At 60.8% G+C, this 18,824-nt stretch carries 19 protein-coding genes; 4 read left to right on the top strand and 15 right to left on the bottom strand.

Annotated elements, in window-relative coordinates:
• Positions 1 to 7 precede the first annotated feature (7 nt).
• From DWV48_RS01080 to DWV48_RS01055, 6 genes are all read right to left on the bottom strand, one after another.
• Positions 8 to 1,486: an arylsulfatase gene (locus tag DWV48_RS01080; protein WP_118652560.1), complete on the bottom strand. Its 1,479-nt coding sequence runs from the start codon at positions 1,484 to 1,486 to the stop codon at positions 8 to 10.
• Between the two features lie 81 nt (positions 1,487 to 1,567).
• The gene (locus DWV48_RS01075; protein WP_118652558.1) at positions 1,568 to 3,064 is read right to left on the bottom strand and encodes a sulfatase-like hydrolase/transferase; all 1,497 of its coding nucleotides are present in this window, start codon (positions 3,062 to 3,064) and stop codon (positions 1,568 to 1,570) included.
• Positions 3,065 to 3,217: 153 nt separating this feature from the next.
• Positions 3,218 to 4,048: a PTS system mannose/fructose/sorbose family transporter subunit IID gene (locus tag DWV48_RS01070; protein WP_118652556.1), complete on the bottom strand. Its 831-nt coding sequence runs from the start codon at positions 4,046 to 4,048 to the stop codon at positions 3,218 to 3,220.
• Positions 4,048 to 4,857, bottom strand: a complete 810-nt coding sequence (locus DWV48_RS01065; RefSeq protein ID WP_118652554.1) for a PTS sugar transporter subunit IIC — start codon at positions 4,855 to 4,857, stop codon at positions 4,048 to 4,050. Before DWV48_RS01065 ends, DWV48_RS01070 begins: the two co-directional genes overlap by 1 nt.
• An 81-nt stretch (positions 4,858 to 4,938) precedes the next feature.
• Complete coding sequence (locus tag DWV48_RS01060; RefSeq protein WP_118271993.1) at positions 4,939 to 5,415, bottom strand: PTS sugar transporter subunit IIB; 477 nt, start codon at positions 5,413 to 5,415, stop codon at positions 4,939 to 4,941.
• A 117-nt stretch (positions 5,416 to 5,532) separates the two neighbouring features.
• Positions 5,533 to 5,988 (bottom strand): PTS sugar transporter subunit IIA, encoded by a 456-nt coding sequence (locus DWV48_RS01055; protein ID WP_233546010.1) that lies wholly within the window; start codon positions 5,986 to 5,988, stop codon positions 5,533 to 5,535.
• 241 nt (positions 5,989 to 6,229) lie between these two features.
• Between DWV48_RS01055 and DWV48_RS01050 the strand changes: the two genes are divergently transcribed.
• Together DWV48_RS01050 and DWV48_RS01045 are read left to right on the top strand one after the other, a co-directional pair.
• Positions 6,230 to 6,994, top strand: coding sequence for a DeoR/GlpR family DNA-binding transcription regulator (locus tag DWV48_RS01050; RefSeq protein WP_233546008.1), 765 nt, complete (start codon positions 6,230 to 6,232; stop codon positions 6,992 to 6,994).
• A gap of 14 nt (positions 6,995 to 7,008) precedes the next feature.
• Complete coding sequence (locus tag DWV48_RS01045; RefSeq protein WP_118652677.1) at positions 7,009 to 7,770, top strand: DeoR/GlpR family DNA-binding transcription regulator; 762 nt, start codon at positions 7,009 to 7,011, stop codon at positions 7,768 to 7,770.
• Between the two features lie 101 nt (positions 7,771 to 7,871).
• Here DWV48_RS01045 and nagA read toward each other — a convergent pair whose 3' ends face one another.
• The 8 genes from nagA to DWV48_RS01005 all read right to left on the bottom strand — a co-directional run bounded on the left by nagA (position 7,872) and on the right by DWV48_RS01005 (position 14,898).
• The gene (gene nagA, locus DWV48_RS01040; protein ID WP_118652548.1) at positions 7,872 to 9,035 is read right to left on the bottom strand and encodes an N-acetylglucosamine-6-phosphate deacetylase; all 1,164 of its coding nucleotides are present in this window, start codon (positions 9,033 to 9,035) and stop codon (positions 7,872 to 7,874) included.
• A 246-nt stretch (positions 9,036 to 9,281) separates the two neighbouring features.
• Complete coding sequence (locus tag DWV48_RS01035; RefSeq protein WP_118652546.1) at positions 9,282 to 10,448, bottom strand: SIS domain-containing protein; 1,167 nt, start codon at positions 10,446 to 10,448, stop codon at positions 9,282 to 9,284.
• 255 nt (positions 10,449 to 10,703) lie between these two features.
• Positions 10,704 to 11,435: a GntR family transcriptional regulator gene (locus tag DWV48_RS01030; protein ID WP_118652544.1), complete on the bottom strand. Its 732-nt coding sequence runs from the start codon at positions 11,433 to 11,435 to the stop codon at positions 10,704 to 10,706.
• Positions 11,436 to 11,604: 169 nt separating this feature from the next.
• The gene (locus DWV48_RS01025; RefSeq protein WP_118652542.1) at positions 11,605 to 12,702 is read right to left on the bottom strand and encodes a PTS system mannose/fructose/sorbose family transporter subunit IID; all 1,098 of its coding nucleotides are present in this window, start codon (positions 12,700 to 12,702) and stop codon (positions 11,605 to 11,607) included.
• Positions 12,692 to 13,489, bottom strand: coding sequence for a PTS sugar transporter subunit IIC (locus DWV48_RS01020; protein ID WP_118652540.1), 798 nt, complete (start codon positions 13,487 to 13,489; stop codon positions 12,692 to 12,694). Before DWV48_RS01020 ends, DWV48_RS01025 begins: the two co-directional genes overlap by 11 nt.
• A 99-nt stretch (positions 13,490 to 13,588) precedes the next feature.
• Positions 13,589 to 14,071: a PTS galactosamine transporter subunit IIB gene (gene agaB / locus DWV48_RS01015; RefSeq protein WP_118652538.1), complete on the bottom strand. Its 483-nt coding sequence runs from the start codon at positions 14,069 to 14,071 to the stop codon at positions 13,589 to 13,591.
• 99 nt (positions 14,072 to 14,170) lie between these two features.
• Entirely contained in the window at positions 14,171 to 14,455 is a 285-nt protein-coding gene (gene yajC / locus DWV48_RS01010; RefSeq protein ID WP_118652536.1) for a preprotein translocase subunit YajC, read from the bottom strand.
• Positions 14,455 to 14,898: a PTS sugar transporter subunit IIA gene (locus tag DWV48_RS01005; protein ID WP_118652534.1), complete on the bottom strand. Its 444-nt coding sequence runs from the start codon at positions 14,896 to 14,898 to the stop codon at positions 14,455 to 14,457. Before DWV48_RS01005 ends, yajC begins: the two co-directional genes overlap by 1 nt.
• Positions 14,899 to 15,355: 457 nt before the next feature.
• Between DWV48_RS01005 and DWV48_RS01000 the strand changes: the two genes are divergently transcribed.
• Together DWV48_RS01000 and DWV48_RS00995 are read left to right on the top strand one after the other, a co-directional pair.
• The gene (locus DWV48_RS01000; protein WP_118652532.1) at positions 15,356 to 15,967 is read left to right on the top strand and encodes a flavodoxin domain-containing protein; all 612 of its coding nucleotides are present in this window, start codon (positions 15,356 to 15,358) and stop codon (positions 15,965 to 15,967) included.
• Between the two features lie 90 nt (positions 15,968 to 16,057).
• Positions 16,058 to 17,497: a M20 family metallopeptidase gene (locus tag DWV48_RS00995; RefSeq protein ID WP_118652530.1), complete on the top strand. Its 1,440-nt coding sequence runs from the start codon at positions 16,058 to 16,060 to the stop codon at positions 17,495 to 17,497.
• Between the two features lie 130 nt (positions 17,498 to 17,627).
• Here the strand turns inward: DWV48_RS00995 and DWV48_RS00990 are convergent, their stop codons facing one another.
• A complete protein-coding gene (locus DWV48_RS00990) occupies positions 17,628 to 18,443 on the bottom strand; it encodes a ZIP family metal transporter (protein WP_199588809.1) in 816 nt (271 codons plus the stop codon).
• Positions 18,444 to 18,824: the final 381 nt, after the last annotated feature.

Below are 18,824 nucleotides of genomic sequence, written 5' to 3'. Positions count from 1 at the left end.
CTTTCTGCTAGCGACGAGGGTGTTCGAGATTGACGGCGGGCTTGCACCCGACCCTCAACTCACCGTCCTTAACATACCCCTCTTCGCGGCCGGAGAGCTCCTCGATCAAAAGCGCGCGGAGCTCGGCGATGCGCTCGGCGCACTCCGGACGGTCGATGAGGTTCACGCACTCGCGCGGATCGGCATCCAAGTCGAAGTACTGCTCCACGCCCGTCTGGGTGAACCAGATGTACTTGTCGTGCGGGGTCACGATCCACTGGTTGGATTGCTCATGGCTGCCGCTGTGCTCGCCGTGCAGGCAAGCACGGTCGAGCGGTGCGGTCCCGGTGAGCTCCCCCAGAAGCGATGAGCCCTCGACGCCCTCGGGCACGGACAGCCCGCACGCCTCGAGAATCGTGGGCATGAGGTCCATGAGCTCGACAGCGCTCTCGCTCACGCCGCAGACGCGCTCGCCGGGCGCCAGCTCGACGTTTTTGCCCACATGGACGATGAAGGGGATGCGCGTGGAGCCCTCATAGGGTAAAACCTTGCGGAACAGGCTGTGGTCGAACAGCATCTCGCCATGATCGGAGCAGAACACGACCACGGTGTCGTGGTAGGTCTCATCGTTCTCCAACGCGGTGATGAGGCGGCCGATCTGGTGGTCCATATGCGTGATGCAGGCGTAATAGCCCGCCATGGCCTCGCGACGCAGTTCGGCGTCGCGACAGCCATGCACGCTGTCCAAAATCATGCCGTCGCGCTCGGTAGCGCCCGCGTCGTCCCAGTCGCCGACGGCGGGGGCCCGCAACTCCATATCGCGATACAGGTCGAAGTAGGTCTGCGGCGCGTCGAAGGGCGGATGGGGCCGCACGAAGCTCGTCATGAGAAAGAACGGGCGCGTGCGATCGCGCGTCTCGAGGAAGCGGATGGACTCGTCGACCACCCAGTTGGTGGGATGCAGGCGCTCCTCGTATGCCCACGGGTGCGTGATCCACGAGTTGTTCTCCACGCCGGTTCCGTTCACGTCGGCGAATTCACCCAGCTCGTCCTTGAGGAAGCGCATGTAGTCGTCGGAGACGTTCTGGTGCATCCAGTAGGGCAGGTTCGCCTTACGGCAGTGCCCGATGTAGCCGTCGTGCAGGCGCATGTACTCGAAGCCGCAGCCGAGGCGCGGCGGATGCACGTGCATCTTGCCGACCACGGCCGTCTGATAGCCGCCGTCGCGCATCTCCTGCGCGAGCATATGATCGTATTCCCACGCGACACCGTCCTTGTATCCCACGCGGCCCGTGCCGGCGGGCGTCCTACCCGTGAAGAGGGAGGCGCGGGCGGGAATACAACTCGGGCACGCCGAGTAGGCGTTCTCAAACAGCATGCCGTCGGCGGCGAGCGTATCGAGGTAGGGCGTCTTCACATCCGGGTGCCCGTCTATACCCAGGCAATCGCCCCTCATCTGATCGCACATGATGAGCAACACATTGGGCCGCTGCCCCTTGTGTGCCATGAGGGTCTCCTCTCTTGACGAAAGCGCCCAAAACGAAGGCAGTTTCGGGCGCATGCGTTTCATTTCAGGTTGGCCAGCCGGCTACGCCAGCCCCAGACGAACCTTCTGCTCGGCGGGGGCCTCATGCTCCTCCAGGCCGCGCAGCAGCAGGTCGATCATATGCTGCTCCGCCGGATCGCCCTTGCCGGCGAGGTTGTTCACCTGGCCGTAGTCGCTTTCGAGATCGAACAGCATGGTCTCGGAAACCTCGGCGAGGGGCGCAGCGCCCTCGATCTGAGCCGGCTTCCTGCAGGGAATCTTGAACAGCGGGTACTTGGTGCGCTTGAAATAGCGACCGCACTCGATCTCCTCCGGACAATCCGAGCCCATCTTCTTGCGGATGGTGTGCGGCAGCGCGGCGTACTCGAAGCACGGCTGGTTGCCGGGCACCGGGGCGCGGAAGTAGGTGTGGCGCCCGTCGGTGACGTTGACGGTCATGGCGTGCACACCGTACAGGGCGTAGTCGCGCGTGGGCGCGTCGGGATCGGTCATGAGCGGGACCAGGGAGGCGCCGCACACATCCGCCGGAATCTCGCAGCCATGGGCATCGAGCACGGTGGGCATGATGTCGATGGCCTGCGTGAGCTGATGGGCGTGCTCGCCCGCGCGGGCGTTGCCCGGGAAGTGCACGATGAACGGCAGGTGCGCGAGCTCGTTGTACAGGTGCATGTAGTTCTTGCCCATGTAGTCGCGCTCGCCCAGGAAGTAGCCATGATCGGTGGTGACCATGACCATGGTGTCCTCGAGCATACCGCGCTCTGCGAGCTTGTCGATGAGCTTGCCGAACCAGTGATCGGTCATGGTGACCAGGGCCTTGTAGCGGCGCTGCAGGTAATCCTCCGCCTCGGGGTTCACGTCGGTGGCGGAGACGCGCTTGTACTCGGGGATCTCGAAATAGTCGCGGTCGAGCCCGCCGGTGCCGCCGTACATCTCCATGTACTTGTCCGGGACGTCGAAGGGCTCATGCGGATCGAAGGCCTCGACCATGAGGAAGAAGTCATCGGCCCCGGCGTTTCCGTCGATCCAGTCGCAGGCGGACTGGAAGGTCTTGGGACTCGGCATGTCCTCCTCGTTCGGCCACAGCTGACGGTTCTTCTGATACTGCTCGCGCACGCGCCCGTAGAAGGTCTCGGGCATGTTGCCCGGCTCGTCGATGCGGCTGACCCACGGGTCGCCCTCCTGGCCGCGGTAGTAGTCCCAGGTGTTGAACTCCTGCAGATAACCCTCGCCACCGGTGCGCAGGTAATGGCAGTGGTCGGTGGTGATGTGGCAGAAGTTGCCGTTCGCGCGCAGGCATGCGGGCAGCGTCACGTCGAAGGGCTCGATGGGACCCCAGGGGCGCTCGAGGAAGTTGTAACGGCCGGTGAGGATGTCGCGGCGGGCGGGCATGCACGGCGCCGAGCCGATCCAGTGGTTGTCGAACACGCAGGACTGACCCGCGAAGGCATCGAGGTTGGGCGTCTGGACATCGGTCGTGGGGTTGTAGCACGACAGGACGTCGCGACGCAGGGTATCCATGAGCACGAGAACGGTTCTCATTGGGATCCTTTCATTTGGAGGGCGGCACGCCATCGACGGCGGACCCGCTCGGCATCCGCCCCGTGGCGGGCATCGGCCCCCGACGGTCGAAAAGGCCCGCGCCCGGTATGCGGGTCGCGGGCCTCGAACGATCGGCCTTGGGCGGGCTCGCGATTAGGCGAAGATCTTGAACGCCGGGAAATAGAAGCCGATGGCGGCGAACACGAGGGAGAACACGATCAGGCCGATGATGATCTGAGCGGAGTTCTTGCCCTGGCCCTTCTTGAGCAGGCGATAGCAGATGAACGTCAGGACGACGGGCAGCAGGAAGGGCAGCACCTTGTCGAGCTGGTCCTGGAGCACCAGGGGATCGCCTTCACCGAAGGCGAACTGCACGGCGAGCTTGAGCTTGACGGTCGTGGCGACCAGGCCGCCGGTGACCATGACGCCCAGGACGTTGGCGAGGTTGCCGAGTCGGTCGAAGACCTGGACGCCGGCCTTCTCGACGAGCTCCATGCCCATCTCGTAACCCTTGTGCAGGCCGAAGTACTTCAGCGGCCAGTACAGCAGGTTGATGAGCAGGAACATCACGAGCGGACCCACGATGGAGCCGTTGTCGACGCACATGGAGGCGCCGATGGAGCCGGCGATCGGGAACCAGGTGAGGTTCAGCAGGGAGTCGCCCAGGCCGGCGAAGGGACCCATGAGGGAGGTCTTGATGCCGACGACGGTGTCCTTCTGGTCCTCATCCGTGGACTCCTCCAGGGCGGCGGTGATGCCGAGGATGAAGGGGATCGCGAGCGGGTGGGTGTTGAAGTACTCGAGGTGGCGCTTCATCGCGTTGACGCGCTCCTCCTTGGGGGCGTCCTTGTAGAGCTCCTCGAGAACGGGGGCGAAGCAGTAGGTCAGAGACAGAGACTGCATACGCTCGTAGTTGTGCGCGAACTGGCAACCCTGGGTGCGCAGCAGCACCTTGTTCAGGGTGGACTTAGAGATCTTACCCATTAGAGATCGTACTCCTCGTCATCATCGGAGCCGGCGGCAGGGGCGGCGGCAGGGGCGGGCTGGTTCTTCTGGCCCTCGGTAATGACGTCCCACACGCCGGCGGCGGCGCAGGCGGCCAGGGCGATGCCCACGGTCGGGACGTTGAGGAAGGCGGCCATGATAAAGCCGAGCAGCAGGAAGATCCACATGTTCTTCTTCATCATCATGGTGAGGAGCATGGCCAGACCGACGGCGGGCATCATGCCACCGGCGGTGGAGAAGCCGGAGAGGACCCACGGAACCTGGTTCTGCAGGAAGTTCATGATGTCCTCGATCACGAAGGAGCCGATGCCCGTGGCGATGAAGACCGGGACGGCGCGCGTCAGGAAGAAGCAGAGGGCGCCGGTCCAGAAGAACTTGTTCACAGCGTTGAACTTACCGGACTCGATGGCCTTGTCAGCACCGTGGACGAGGGAGACGTTGGTGGTCATGACCAGGATGTTCAGCTGCTGAACGAGGGTAGCGGTCGGGATACCGATGGCGACGGCGAGCGCGATGGCTGAGGCGGTGTCGCCGCCACCCATGATGCCCAGGGCAGCACCGACGATGGTGCCGGAGATGACATCCGGCGGAACATAGGCGCCGATGTTGTTGACGCCGAGCCACATGAGCTCCATGGTCGCACCGATCATGATGGCGGTCGTCATGTCGCCGAGGATGATGCCGACGCCGACGGACGCCAGCAGGGGCTTGCGGAAGCCCAGGTGGGGACCGAACTGGTCCCAGGTGCACAGACCCGCCCAGATGGCGAGCAGAAGTGCTTGAAGCATATGCCTCTCCTTCCCTATTCGCCCGCCGCACGCATCCAGCGGGCACACTCCGGACCCATATGCCCGGAGATGATTACCGGCTTAGTAGTTCTTGAGGAGCTCGGACACCGGCTCCTTGGAATCGCGCGTGGTCGTCTGCATCCAGCACTCGACGCCCAAGCCGATGAGCTCCTCGAAAGCGGCCTTCTCCTCGGCGGTGACGGACATGTTCTTGTGCAGGCGATGGCGCTGATCGTTGAAGCGCATGCCGGAGACGTTCAGGTAATCGAACGGCAGGCCGTTCTCATGCAGCTTGAGGGCGTCGATGGGGTTGGTGAACAGGACCATCGTGGCCTTCTTGAGCTCCGTCTTCTTCAGGACGTCGATGAACTTGTCGACGCCGAAGACGGAGACCTTGATGTCGGGGGCGGCGAGGCCGGCCACGGACTTCTGAACGGGGTCATTGGCGACCTTGTCGGAGACGATGATGGCGGACTCGATGCCGAAGTCCGGGATCCAAGTCGTGGCCACCTGGCCGTGAATCAGGCGGTCATCAATGTCGACGAGCTTAAGTGCCATGATGTTCTCCTTGTCGTTTGCACTTATGTTCATTGCTTCCAGCAAGTGGCGTAACACGTGGGGCGCCACCCAATGGGGGCCGGGCGCGCGCCCTCGGTGGCGGCGATCGCGGGCGAGTTAGAGATCGAGGTCGTCCCCATCGTCCTCAGCGACTGGAACAGGGGCCTTGATCTCCTGCTGGGCACCGGCATGCGCGGCGGTGATCTGTGCGCGGACGGCATCGGCGGACTCGAGGCCATCGCGGGTCAACAGGAGCTCGACGACCACGGGCATCGACAGGCCGGTGTACGCGACCATGTCCATCCCGTTGAGCAGGGCGCGGGTGGTCACGTTGAACGGGGTGCCGCCGTAGATGTCGCACAGGGTGACGACCAAGTCGCACTCGGCGTTGAGCGTCTCGTAGGCCTCGCGCATCTCGGCCTCGAAGGTCTCCAGGCTCTTCTCGGCGGTGAGACCAAGCGCCACGACGTCGCCCTGCTTGCCGGCAATCATCTCAACGGCGCCGAGGGCGGCGCGTGCAAACTCTCCGTGGCTCGCGAGGATAACGCCAATACGCATCTGCTGTCCTTTCATGTTGTTATATTATGTTCGTTCTGCTCATTTATGTTCGTCTATGTTTGATTATTGGTCAAGGATTGTTTTTTACAACGCGCTCTTTTTTATCGTTTTTAATTGGTATCAATGGATTTTTTCCCGTGAACGTGCTGTTTTGACCGGTGAAAGGTAGTTGTGTTTCTGTGAACGATTTGCGTTCATTTGTGTTGTTCGCTTTAATTGAAATATGAACAAACGCTCGATAAGGAAGTTCACGGCCATGAAATCCGAACGTCAGCAGGCCATTCTCGACCTGCTCGATCAACATCATTCCGTTACGGTCAATGAGATATCCAACACCCTGGGTGTTTCGAATATGACCATTCGGCGCGATTTGGCGGAGCTCGCCGACAAGGGACTGCTCGTGCGCGTACACGGCGGCGCCCAACTGCCGCGCTCCGCACGTGGTACGACACTCTCACGCCTGATCTCACACGAAGAGAAGCGCCATTTCCACGTCGAACAGAAACGCGCGGCGGCGATGGCGGCGGCGCGCACTGTCTCCGCCGGCGATACCATCTTCCTCGGGGGCGGCTCCACACTCGAACTTATGTGCTCGTATCTGCCGCAGGAGGACATCCGCGTGGTCACCAACAGCCTCCCCGTCTTGAACTTATTGGCTGACAACCCCCATGTCGACCTCTTCTTCATTGGCGGCATGATGCGCCATGACACCCGCGTCTTCACCATGCCGTACAACGGCCGCGGACTCTACGGCCTTTCGGCGCCAAAAGCCTATGTCTCCGCCACCGGAATTTTCGAAAATGAGGTCTTCGGCTCTCGCCCCGACGCGACTATGGTTCTTTCCGATGCCCTTGCACGCGCCCAGGAGCGCTACCTCGTTGTAGACGCGGTAAAAGTTGGTAGGCGCGACTTCTGCCTGTTCACCACCTTGGAGGAGATGACCGCGGCCTTCGTCAACGCCGACGCAGACCCTCAGATCCTCGAGGCGCTCAGCACTTACATTTCCGTTGTCACCGCATGACCGATTGGCAAGCCATGCTCAAATCTGAACGTCACGAACAATTGCTGAAACTGTGCATGCAGCGCGGTATGGTCACCGTCGCCCAAGCGGCGAAGATCTTCGGCATTTCCGAAATGACCGCTCGCAGGGATTTCGATGAACTCGCGCGAGATGGCGGCGTAAGCCGCGAGCACGGCAGTATCCGCCTATCAAGCGGGACCCCCACCGCCGGCGAGGTTCCCTTCTTTGAAAAGCTCTCGATACGCTCGCCCGAAAAGGAACGCATTGCGCACTGCGCGGTCGGTCTGATCAAGGAGCATGACACCGTTTTCCTCGGACCCGGTTCGACCTGCGCCCTCATCGCCCGCGCACTGCCGCCCATGCAGCTGCGTGTCATCACAAACAGCATCATCGTGCTGAACATGCTCCAAACGCGCAGCGACGTGGAGATCTGCGCCCTGGGAGGACAGTATCGCAAGCGCTCGGGGTCCTTCGTCGGTCCCGTAGCGGAAGATGCGCTCGCCCCACTCGGTATCGACACGTGCTTTATCGGCACCAACGGCGTGCTCGCTCAATCCATCTCCTGCTCCAACCTCGAGGAGGGTCGTCTGCAGGCGCTCGCTTGTGATCGAGCCGCCGAGCGGTACCTCGTCTGCGACTCAAGCAAGATCGGACAGATGGACTTCTTCGGCTTCTACAACCTCGATCAGATGGACGCGCTCATCACCGATGCAAATGTCAGCGACGAACAGTGCTCCATGGTCCTCGAATCAACCCGAATAATCGTCGCCGACTGATTCGCTTCGCCTTCAAGAACGTTTCGCATTCAAACGCCCCGATCCGGTACAACCGGGTCGGGGCGCTAAAGATTCATATCGCTCTCGCCAGAGAACGATGGTTACCTCTCGACGTAGACGCTCTCGCCGCCGAGGTAGGTCTCGACGAGGGTGAGATCGGAGTTCAGCACGACGAAGTCGGCATGACGGCCGGGACGGATGGAACCGCACTCGTCGGCGATGTCGTTGGCCTCGGCGGGAGCCTGAGTAGCCATGTAGATGGCCTCGGCCTTGGTGGCAACGCCCCAGTCGGCGACGTTCTTGACGGCGTCCTTCATGTTGAGGATGGAACCCGCCAGCGAGCCGCCGTCCTTGAGGCGGGCCGTGCCGCCTGCGACGACGACAGGCAGCTCGCCCAGGAAGTAGTCGCCATCGGGCATGCCACCGGCGCACATGCAGTCGGTGATGAGCGCGACATGCTCATGGCCCTTGGCGTGCATCACGATACCCGCGGAGATGGGGTTGACGTGATGGCCGTCGCAGATGAGCTCGGAGAAGGACTTATCCTGGCTGGAAAGGGCGGCGCCCACCATGCCGGGCTCGCGGTGATGCAGGCCGCTCATGCCGTTATAGGTGTGGACGAAGACCTTGGCGCCCGCGTCCAGGCAAGCCTGAGCCTGCTCGCAGGTGGCCGCGGAGTGACCGAGCGCCACGACAACGCCGGACTTCACAGCCTCGGCGGTGAACTCGACCGCGCCCTCGTACTCGGGGGCGACGGCGATCTTCTTGACGAGGCCGTGCGCAGCGGTCTGCCAGGCGTTCAACTTCTCCATGGTGGGGGCGGAGAGGTAAGCCGGGTTCTGGGCGCCCTTGTACTTCTCGGTGAAGAAGGGGCCCTCGAGGAAGATGCCCTGGATGCGGGCGTGCGGCGTCTCGTCGCCAGCCTCGACGTACTCGGCAACGGAAGCGCAGGCGCGCTCGAGCTGCTCGGTGCTCGCGGTGAGCGTGGTGGGCAGGTAGCTGGTCACGCCGTTGCGCAGGATGCCACGGGACACGATGGCGACGCTCTCGGACTCGCAGTCCATGATGTCATGATTGTCGAAGCCGTGGATATGGGTGTCGACGTAGCCAGGAGCGATCTCGCAACCGGAGTAATCGCGGATCTCGCAGTCGGGGGCCTCGGTCACATACTCGCCGAAAACGCCATCCTCGACCATGAGGTAGCCGTCACGGGCAACGCGAGTGGGCAGATAGAAGGCATCGGCCTTGATTGCATAAGTGCTCATGTGTTCTCCTAACACGATATTGATGCACACACTGGGCTTGTACCCAGAAAGCAACGAACGAGCAGCAAGAAAAGCGCCCGCCCGTCCTTGCAGACCGGGCGGGCGCCTCATGGGAGCAAATGCGGATATGTAAAGGGGGACGGGTGCATTTTACACATCCGCGCTAAAAGCCAAATGTGGGCGAAACGCCCTTCCCGATGTGCAAAACGCACCCGTCCCCCTTTACACATCGGGTCTGCGAGGTAATTAGGCCTCGAAGGGGTGGATGGTCACGCCCTTGACAACACGGTTGACCGTGCCGGAAGGAGACGGGGTGTCCGGGGTATTGCCCACGCGCACGGAGTTGAGCAGGGAGATGACCTGCGCAACCATGACGAACGGAAGAGCGAGGTAACCCTCGGGCAGCGCATCGAAACCGGAGAAGGTGAAGGCCTTGCCGTCGAACTTGGTGGAGCCGTCCTGCTGGATGGCGATCGTCTTGGCGGCGATCTGATCGCCGTTGATCTCATTCAGGATGTCGAGGTCGTACTGACGGGTGTACTCGTCGTTGTTCATGTACACGAACACGAGAGTCTTGTCGTCCACGAAGGACTTCGGCCCATGGCGATAGCCCATGCAGGAGTCCCAGGAAGTGGCAACGAGACCGTGGGCGAGCTCGAGGATCTTGAGCTGAGCCTCCTGGGCGAGGCCCACGAAGGAACCGGAACCCAGGTAGGTCACGCGGTTGAAATCGCCAGACAGGAACTCGGCGATCTCGGCCTCGCGAGCAACGACGTCCTCGCCCATCTTGGCGGCCTGCTCAACCCAAGCGGTCTTCTGCTCGAGGGATGCGGTGTCGAAGATGAGGGTGGAGAGCAGAGTCATGCAGCTGTAGGAGCCGGTCATGGCGAAGCCCTTGTCATTGGCGCGCGGGATGAGGATGGTCAGCGCGTTCGGATCATCGGCGGACTCGACGGCGAGCTTACCCTCGGGAGCGCAGGTGAGGTTGATGAACTTGACGTTCTTGACGAACGTCTTGGCAACCTGGACGGCGGCCAGGGACTCAGGGCTGTTGCCGGAACGGGCGAAAGAAACGAGGACAGTGGGCTCATCCGGGTTCAGGAAGTCGCGGGGAGCCGAGACGATGTCGGTGGTTGCGATAGGCTTGAAGTCGTACAGCTTGGTGTCGCCCGCGTGACGGAGGTAGGGGGCGCAGGTGTCGCCGACGTAGTCGGAGGTGCCGGCGCCGGTGAATACGACGGACAGACGGCCCTCGCCCATGGCGCGCGCGTCGGCCAGGAAGGACTCGATGGCCTCGAGGTTCTCACGATAGATGTTCAGCGTATCGAGCCAAAGCTCAGGCTGCTGCTTGATCTCGACGGTGGTGTTATAGCCGCCGATCTCGTGGAGTTCCTCCGAAGTCTTCTCGAACATGGATGATACCTCTCTTTCTGGCTAACGCCTTTACTAGTTGTTTTCATTATAAGCTGGTTATGTGGTTGTAACCAGTTAAGCCAGAATTGCATGCGTTTGACACATATTGGCACCGAGTTTGAAGACCACTCGATCCGTGCGTCCAACACATGCGATATTGGTCCGGCAACGGGAACACATGAGGCCCCTTCACAAAGCGGTGGCGGCCATGCACTCCAGTTGACGGGCTCGTGCCACTTTGGCACTCGGCGGACCCTACTCTCCCCTGCGGTGCAAAACCTTGTACTTGAATTGGTCTGCACGAGCAACGGAAAGCGTGTACTCAACGACCTCGTTAGACGCGTTGTACGTAGTGCGCACCAAATCCAAGACGGGCGCGCCTTCGGAAATGCCCAACAGGTGGGCGTCAGCAGGGCGAGCGATGCTTGCGAAGAATTCCTCCTCCGCAACACTGATCTTTTCGCGATACTCCTTCTCGATGATGTCGTAGAGGGGCATCGACTCGAGGAGAGGGCGCTTGAGAGTGAGGAACTTGCGCACCGGCAGATACGAACGCTCGACCATCATCGGCATGCCATCGGCGGAGCGAAGTCGCTTGATCTTATACAGCTTCTCGCCTAGGCGCACGCCCATGTGCTCGGAGAGGTTCTTATCCGCTTCAAAGTCGCAGAACTCAAGAATGGTCGTACGCGGCTCGCGCCCCATCGAGCGCATTTGATCGGTAAAGCTGTAGGACTGCATGAGGTTGGTGGTCTGTGCGGAACGGTCCGCGACAAACGTACCACGACCGTGCTGACGCACGACGAGGCCCATACGCTCAAGCTCTTGCAGGGCGAGGCGAACCGTCGTACGGGAAAGTCCGTAGCGCTCGGAGAGCTCACGTTCGGAGGAAATCATGTCGCCCGCACTGTACTCATGCTCGATCTTATCGGTGAGGATGTCGACAAGCTGATCGTATAAAGGCTGTTTGCGCGCAGCGACCGCCATGATTGAAACCTCCGACAGGGCTATCCAAATGACCCAACCAAGGCCAACTGCATCCGGCTAGAGTCATGATCATACGTACGAAAGAAGAAAAACCCGGCGTGGGCGCGAAGACCCACGCCGGGCGAGAAGGCGCATCTGGGGGAGATTTGCCCTCAAGAGGCAACTGGAATTACCAGAGACCAGTCCACCAGGTGATGCCGAGCCACTCGTTGAGAGGCAGGGCGCCAAGGATGCCGATGATCAGCATGAGAATGATGCCCTTGATGGGGGTGAAGTTCTTCTTGGCGAACAGGAAGTAGAGCAGAAGCACGAGCGCGAGCGGCACGAGCTTGGGCATGACGGTGTCGAGCGTCGAAGCCACGGAGAAGGACACGTCGGAGACGGTGACCTCACCATAGGTGACGGAGCTCATGCCGTTGCCGAGGTCGACGATACCGCAATCGACAACGTTGCCGTCGGCGTCGGCGGCCTTGAGGGCGGTGCCGTCCTCGTCGGTCATGCCGAGCGTACCGGCCTCAGCGGTCTCGGTGTCGATAGCGAGGTCGGCGAAGTTCTCGGCCTCCTCGTTGGAAACCACAACGGTGTGAGCGGCAAGGCCACGGGTGGTGCCGTTCGGGATGTTGAGGTTGATCTGGGTGCCACCCATGTTGACCGTCAGGGCGCCAACCACGAAGCAGCCCATGATGGCGGCAGCGCGGGTGAAGGCCTGCATGTTGGAGGTCAGGGAGTCGATGGCGGAGGTGCCCATCTTGTAGGCCCAGTTCATCAGACCGAAGCGGCAAGCGAACAGAGCCGCGTGGAAGACGATCAGGAAGATGAGCGGGGCAATGAGGTTGCCCTCAATAGCCATGTTCGAGGTGATGCCGGCCGTGATCGGCACGAGCGTCAGCCAGAACAGAGCGTCGCCGATGCCGCCCAGCGGGGAGGCAGCGGAAATACGCACGGAGCGGATGGTCTGGGTATCGACCTTGTTCTGCTCGAGGGAGAGCACGATACCCATAACGAAGGTGACCAGGAACGGGTGCGTGTTGATGAAGTCCAGGTTGTGGTACATCGACGCAGCGAGGTCGTTCTTGTTGGTGTGAACCTTCTCGAGGCCCGGAACCATGGCGAAGAGCCAGCCGCCGGACTGCATGGTCTCGTAGTTGAACGAAGACTGGAGCCAGTAGGAACGCCAAACCATGCGATTGAGCGTCTTCTTATCGACGTTCGGTGCAGGAGTCAGGTCCTCATACTGTGCGGGGACAGTGAACTCATTAGATGCCATCGCTCATATCACCTCCGTCAAAAGCAGCGCCCTTGAGCTCGGTCTGCTGCTGGAAGTCCCAGAAGGCAAGACCGAAGCCAATCATGGCCATGATCAGGAGCTCAGGCTTGGCAAGCGAGGGGATGCCATGCACGATGGTCGTGAGACCAAAGCCGAGCAGGAAGAAGGCCCACATGTCGCGGGACATCATAATCTTCAGCAGGATCGCGAAGCCGACGAACTTCATCATGCCACCGGCAGCGGAGAGACCGTTGTTGAGCCACTTGGGCACCATGTCGACAACAGCCTGACCAGCGGTGAGACCACCGATGAAGAACAGGGTCACGATGAAGGCGAAGATGAGGCCGAGGATGACCTCGGAGATCACGGTCAGCTTGGTGATAGCCTTGGTGTCGGCCTTCACGGCTGCGGCACGGAAGGACTCCATGAGCGGGGCGCGCAGGGTGAAGAACAGGGTGACGCCGTACTGGCCCAGCAGAGCGAACGGAATCGCGGTCGCAACGGCGACGTTGGGATCCATCTCGAGCGTGCAGGCAAAGACGGCCGCCATGATGCCACCAATAACAGCGTTCGGCGGCTGAGCACCACCGATCGGCATGTTACCGATCGTCATGAGCTGATAGGTACCACCGACGACGAGGCCGGTCTGCACATCGCCGAGGATGGCGCCGATGATCGGGCCGGTGACGATGGGCTGGTACAGGGACTCGGTGAAGTCGAACTGGTCGATAGCGGCAACGAAGGTCACCAGGAAGACCAGGGCGATCTGAAGGAAATTCGCTTCCATCTTATGCTCCTCCTTTCAAAGTTACTTTCTCGTAATAAGTGTTACGACCGAGGCGATTGTTCGCCCCGTATACAAACAAACTGCTCGCAATCCCCCACATTACGCAAACAGCTTGTTGGTATCCTCAACGGGCGTGCTGGGCACGCGCTGGATGGAAAGCTCGACGCCGTGCTCCTGGAGCTTGCGGAAGCAGGCCACGTCGTCGTCGTCGACGGCGACGGTCGTAGCCACCTGGCGCTTGCCCTCGGCCATGTGCATGTTGCCGATGTTCAGCTTCTTGATCGGCACGCCACCCTCGACGAGCTTGAGCGCGTCCTGAGGAGAGTCGAGCACGATGAAGATCTTCTGGGCCGGGGAGGCCTTGTGGATGACGTCGATCGTCTTCTGGATGGAGAAGAAGCGAGTCTGGACACCGGTGGGAGCAGCCATCTTCATGAGATTCTGGCGCATGGTGTTGGTGGACACCTCGTCATTGGCGACGAGGATGAGGTTGGAGCCCAAGGTGGAGTTCCACTGGGTGGCAACCTGACCGTGAATCAGACGGTTGTCGATACGGGTAAGAAGAATGTTAGGCTCTGCCATTGCGATCCGTTCCTTTCGTATTCGCTGATTGGCCTATTGCACTGGGTTCGCGCGTTCCGCTTGGCGGTGCCGTTCCCCTTGATGCCGTGTAGAGAATGACTACTTGACGATTTCCTGGATGGCGTAGCGGGAGACATCGAGGGTCGCGCCTGAGCGAACCTTAACCTCGACGACGTCGCCTTGCACGCTCTTGACCTCACCGAAGATGCCACCGCCGAACATCACACGCTGACCTGCCGCGAGGTCGGTGTGTATGTGCTCGAAGTACTTGACCTTCTTCTTCATGTTGGCCTTGGACCACAGGAAGTAGACGAGGCCCATGACCGCCATAATAAGCAGCAGGGCAACGGAAGAGGCGAGGACGTTTTGCCCGAAGTCAGCCATTAAATGCCGTCCTCTTCGGTATCGTCATCGGCAGCGCCCATGACGGAGGCGAGGGACTGGCGGGTGACGGCCTGCTGACCCACAGCGACCGCCTGCTCGGCAAGGGCGGTCACGTCGGTCGCGCCATTACGGGCGAAAAGCAGCTCGATGATCATGGGCAGGTTGGAGCCGGTGATGATCTCGAGCTTGTCGACATCGTTGGCGATCATCATGGACTGGTTGAAGGGGGTGCCGCCGAGAAGGTCGACGAAGACGATGACGCCCTCCTCGCACTCGCCACGCATCTTGGTGATGGCGGCGCGGAGGTCATCACCATACGTGGCGGCCTGAGAGCCCTCGAACGGGACGATCTCGAAGTTCTCCTGATCGCCGGCGACCATATCGAGCGCACTCTTGATACCGTCTGCGAAGTGTCCGTGACCAGTCAAAATGAAACCGACCATCAATCCCTCTTTCTCGCTCTTCGGCTGCGCCGTTCGCACAGCACTGGTAGTAACCACGTAACAAGTTGATATTCACTATAGCAGTTGTGAATGTTCTGTTCCCGAGTTTTTAATCTTTTCTGTCTCTCATACCGTTTACCGGAGTTTTTCGACCGTTCATCCCTTATACAGCTTTTCACCTGCATATTTATCCGTGTACAACATCGCTCCTGTTCGAACAAGAATGCCGCATCCGACATCCACCCTGTTTTTCGGCCCTATGTATACCCTGATATCCGCTTGACCGAGTTGTGCAGAACTTTTTATATTGGTATGAGAAAGAACCAGAGGTATTACAACGCGGACACCATGTGAAGCTTCGCCCCATCATCGAGTGGCGCCCCGCTGACGCCACCTCCTCAGGTAAAGCGATTTCGCTATGATTGACATTTGCGAATCGCGTACGAAAGGTCGTCCCATGGATCTCAGGACCGTCATCGTCTACCGCTCGAAGCACCACGGCAATACCAAGAAACTCGTGGATGCAATTGTCGCGGCACACCCGGAAATCGACACGATCGATGTCGGAGCACTCGGGAAGAACGAGTATCCCGACCTCTCCCCCTACCATATCATCATCATGGCATCTGGCATCTATTACGGCAACTTTGACAAAGACCTCCTGCGCGTTGCCGACCACTGCCTACGTGACGGCGACAAGGTCGTAGGACTCATGACCTACGGCGGACAGGCCAAATTCAACGGCCGTGACCTCGACGGCGTCTGCCGCATGAAATTCGCCAACCTGCTATGCATGTACGGATGCCCTGGCTTTGACACCTACGGGCCGTTCAAATTGGTGGGCGGCATGAACAAGGGCCGCCCCAATCGGGAGGATATCGACGGTGCCGTGGCCTTTTACGACCGGTTGGTCGAGGATTACGGCGAGATCATCATCGAGGAGCGCGCCAAGCGCGACAAGCAAGACGCCTTCAACGCCGCGCATCCAGCTGGCGGCCTGATGTCCAACATCAAGCGCTCGGCGAAGAAGATCGCTAAGAAATTCGAGAAAACCGACGACGCCCAGTAGCGCTGCATCGACATTCAATTGCACATCCCACACCCCGCACTCTCGCGGTAAGCTAGAGGTGCTTGTTTTTACGGACAAATGGGGTGGACCATGGCACAGACCAAGGCACAGCAAATCATGGCGAGTTCGAATGAGCGCTCGGGCGAAGAGGTCACCTCGGCAATCCTCGCAATCGCCGCCGAATTCGAGCCCTACATCATCCGGCAGCGCCGTCATTTCCACAAACATCCTGAACTGAGCCTGCAGGAAGTCCGCACGACCTCTGACATTGCCGGCCAGCTCGACGCCATGAACATCCCCTACGAGCGCCCGCTCAAAACCGGCCTGGTCGCCACGGTGCGCGGCACGGCGCCAGACGCCTATCGCGCGGACGGAACACCGCGCCGCCGCCTGCTCATGCGCGCCGATATCGACGCGCTGCCGGTCACCGAGCGCACGAACGAAGAGTTCGCCAGCGTCAACGAGGGATGTATGCACGCCTGCGGTCACGACTGCCATATCGCCATGATGCTCGGCACGCTACAGATTCTGCGCCACATGACCGATGACATCCATGGAGAAATCCGTGTGGTGTTCCAGCCCTCCGAGGAGAATGGATCCGGTGCGCGCATGATGTGCGAGGCGGGCGTGTGCGAGGGCGTGGATGGGGCGTTTGCCATGCATATCTGGAGCGAGGTTGACGCCGGGACCATCAGCTGCGAGCCGGGGCCACGCATGGCCAACACCGACTGGTTCCGGGTGGATGTGCACGGCACGTCCTGCCACGGAGCCATGCCTCAGCGCGGCAGCGACGCCGTCATGGTCGCCGCTGAAATCGTCAATGCCCTGCAGACCATCGTGAGCCGCGAGCTCTCCCCCTACGAACCTGCCGTGGTGACCGTGGGCAAATTGCATGCGGGCACGGCGCGCAACGTCATCGCCGGAGAGGCGCACCTGGAGGGAACCGTGCGCACGTACTCCGATGCCACCCACGAGCTCATGCCCGCGCTGATCGAGCGCATTGCCGTGCATATCGCCCAAGCGCATGGCGCCGAGGCCGAGCTCTCCGACTACACGATCGCGAACTACAAGGTCGAAAACGAGGTGGAGGCAAGCGAGCGCTGCAGGCGGGCCGTGCTCAAGACACTCGGCCCCGAGGGCGAGGGACACTACCGCGGTACCATGTCGGGTGAGGATTTCTCCGAGTACCTCCGGCGCGTTCCCGGCGTACTGGCCTTTGTGGGCTGCCGCAATGCACAAATCGGCGCCACGTTCGCGCAGCACTCCTGCTACTACAAGGTCGATGAGGCCGTTTTGGCCAAGGGGTCTGCAGTCGCAGCGCAATATGCCATAGATTATTTGGCAGAGCCCACGCAAGAGGAACTTGATGGACCGTTGGTCAAGCGTGTCGCCGAAAAGAACCCCCAGCTGGCCGACACCCTACGCGAAGCTCGAAATGCCACCGTCGACGCCCACCATGCACTGCGCGATGCCCGCGAGGCGCGTGCTGCCGCCGCACGTGAACTGCACGACGCCCGCCACGAAAAATAGGCATTGAAGCGCAAAGCGTCCCCGGCGCCCGTATCGAGCACTTCAACTTGGTGACGCGGTGGGGCTCTGGAGACTCCCAGGGGCCCCAACCGCGTCACGCATTGCATCGACGGCGCATACAGGGCACGCCTTATCCGAGGGCGACGTCCAACACCATCATGATGACGAACCCGGCAATGACGCCCAAGGTCCCGATATTGGAATGCTCACCGAGGTGTGCCTCGGGAATGAGTTCCTCGACCACAACGTAGATCATGGCACCCGCGGCAAACGCGAGCATCCAGGGCATAAACGGGGCGATCTGGCCGCTCACCAGCACCACCAGGATGCCAAAGATGGGCTCCACGATGCCCGAGAGACTTCCCAGCACGAATGCCTTTCCGCGAGTCATGCCCTCACGACGCAGCGGCAGCGAAATGGCCGCCCCCTCGGGAAAGTTCTGTAGACCCATGCCGATGGCAAGCGCCATGGCCATGCCCAGATATGCGGTCGCCTCGGCACCGCTCGCCTGCCCCGCCATCGCGAACAGCAGGCCCACACTCATGCCTTCGGGGATGTTGTGGAGCGTCACCGCCGAAACGAGCAGCGTGGTACGCTTCCAGCTCGTTTGGATTCCCTCGGGCTGCTCTCCTTCCGCATGCAGATGTGGCAGAAACGTGTCGAGCGCCATGAGGAAGGCCACACCGAGCAAAAAGCCACCCGCAGCGGGGACCCAGCCGACCTGCCCAAGCTCCTCGGCCTGCTCGATGGCGGGGTTGAGCAGGGACCAGACACTCGCAGCGATCATCACGCCGGCCGCGAACCCGAGGAAGATGCGGTGCGTAACCGCGCGGTCCTTGCGAAAAAAGAACACCATCGCGGAGCCAGCGGTGGTCATGAGCCATGTAAAGCCGCATCCCATCGCCGCCCACGCGAGTGCTTGCATAAGATTCGCGTCAAATTGCATACGATTTGAGCCTTTCTTGATCTGGATTCTCAACTGTGGTCAAAATACCCTAATGTTGCGCCGGCAATTCCCAACACTGGTGACAAAACCCGAGGATTTGCACAGGTAAAACCGGCACGACGGGAGAATCGACGGCTCAAGAGACTGCGGCATTGGATAGCCCAGACGCTTTACCTGCGAAAACAGCCAGCCATCGATTATGCACTCTTGTCCATTGGTCTCGATTTTGCGCACTATTAGGGTATTTTGACCACTCTTCAATATCCACACGAGTGGGTATAAGCGCTGCAACACCGATATGGTCGAACGACCACGGTCCACGTGGTTCCTCCGGTCGATGCGAGCGCGCGGACATGGCGACCATGCGAGCAGAGGGCGGCG

Origin of the sequence: Collinsella sp. AF08-23, from assembly GCF_003479805.1 — a bacterium.
Lineage (GTDB): Bacteria > Actinomycetota > Coriobacteriia > Coriobacteriales > Coriobacteriaceae > Collinsella.
The sequence above is the reverse complement of the archived record's forward strand: the minus strand, read 5'-3'. Positions and strand labels throughout refer to the sequence as shown.

Coding starts and splice junctions, on each gene's coding strand:
- DWV48_RS01080 (WP_118652560.1), bottom strand. CDS start 1,486: ATGGCACACAAGGGGCAGCGGCCCAATGTGTTGCTCATCATGTGCGAT.
- DWV48_RS01075 (WP_118652558.1), bottom strand. CDS start 3,064: ATGAGAACCGTTCTCGTGCTCATGGATACCCTGCGTCGCGACGTCCTG.
- DWV48_RS01070 (WP_118652556.1), bottom strand. CDS start 4,048: ATGGGTAAGATCTCTAAGTCCACCCTGAACAAGGTGCTGCTGCGCACC.
- DWV48_RS01065 (WP_118652554.1), bottom strand. CDS start 4,857: ATGCTTCAAGCACTTCTGCTCGCCATCTGGGCGGGTCTGTGCACCTGG.
- DWV48_RS01060 (WP_118271993.1), bottom strand. CDS start 5,415: ATGGCACTTAAGCTCGTCGACATTGATGACCGCCTGATTCACGGCCAG.
- DWV48_RS01055 (WP_233546010.1), bottom strand. CDS start 5,988: ATGAAAGGACAGCAGATGCGTATTGGCGTTATCCTCGCGAGCCACGGA.
- DWV48_RS01050 (WP_233546008.1), top strand. CDS start 6,230: ATGAAATCCGAACGTCAGCAGGCCATTCTCGACCTGCTCGATCAACAT.
- DWV48_RS01045 (WP_118652677.1), top strand. CDS start 7,009: ATGCTCAAATCTGAACGTCACGAACAATTGCTGAAACTGTGCATGCAG.
- nagA (WP_118652548.1), bottom strand. CDS start 9,035: ATGAGCACTTATGCAATCAAGGCCGATGCCTTCTATCTGCCCACTCGC.
- DWV48_RS01035 (WP_118652546.1), bottom strand. CDS start 10,448: ATGTTCGAGAAGACTTCGGAGGAACTCCACGAGATCGGCGGCTATAAC.
- DWV48_RS01030 (WP_118652544.1), bottom strand. CDS start 11,435: ATGGCGGTCGCTGCGCGCAAACAGCCTTTATACGATCAGCTTGTCGAC.
- DWV48_RS01025 (WP_118652542.1), bottom strand. CDS start 12,702: ATGGCATCTAATGAGTTCACTGTCCCCGCACAGTATGAGGACCTGACT.
- DWV48_RS01020 (WP_118652540.1), bottom strand. CDS start 13,489: ATGGAAGCGAATTTCCTTCAGATCGCCCTGGTCTTCCTGGTGACCTTC.
- agaB (WP_118652538.1), bottom strand. CDS start 14,071: ATGGCAGAGCCTAACATTCTTCTTACCCGTATCGACAACCGTCTGATT.
- yajC (WP_118652536.1), bottom strand. CDS start 14,455: ATGGCTGACTTCGGGCAAAACGTCCTCGCCTCTTCCGTTGCCCTGCTG.
- DWV48_RS01005 (WP_118652534.1), bottom strand. CDS start 14,898: ATGGTCGGTTTCATTTTGACTGGTCACGGACACTTCGCAGACGGTATC.
- DWV48_RS01000 (WP_118652532.1), top strand. CDS start 15,356: ATGGATCTCAGGACCGTCATCGTCTACCGCTCGAAGCACCACGGCAAT.
- DWV48_RS00995 (WP_118652530.1), top strand. CDS start 16,058: ATGGCACAGACCAAGGCACAGCAAATCATGGCGAGTTCGAATGAGCGC.
- DWV48_RS00990 (WP_199588809.1), bottom strand. CDS start 18,443: ATGCAATTTGACGCGAATCTTATGCAAGCACTCGCGTGGGCGGCGATG.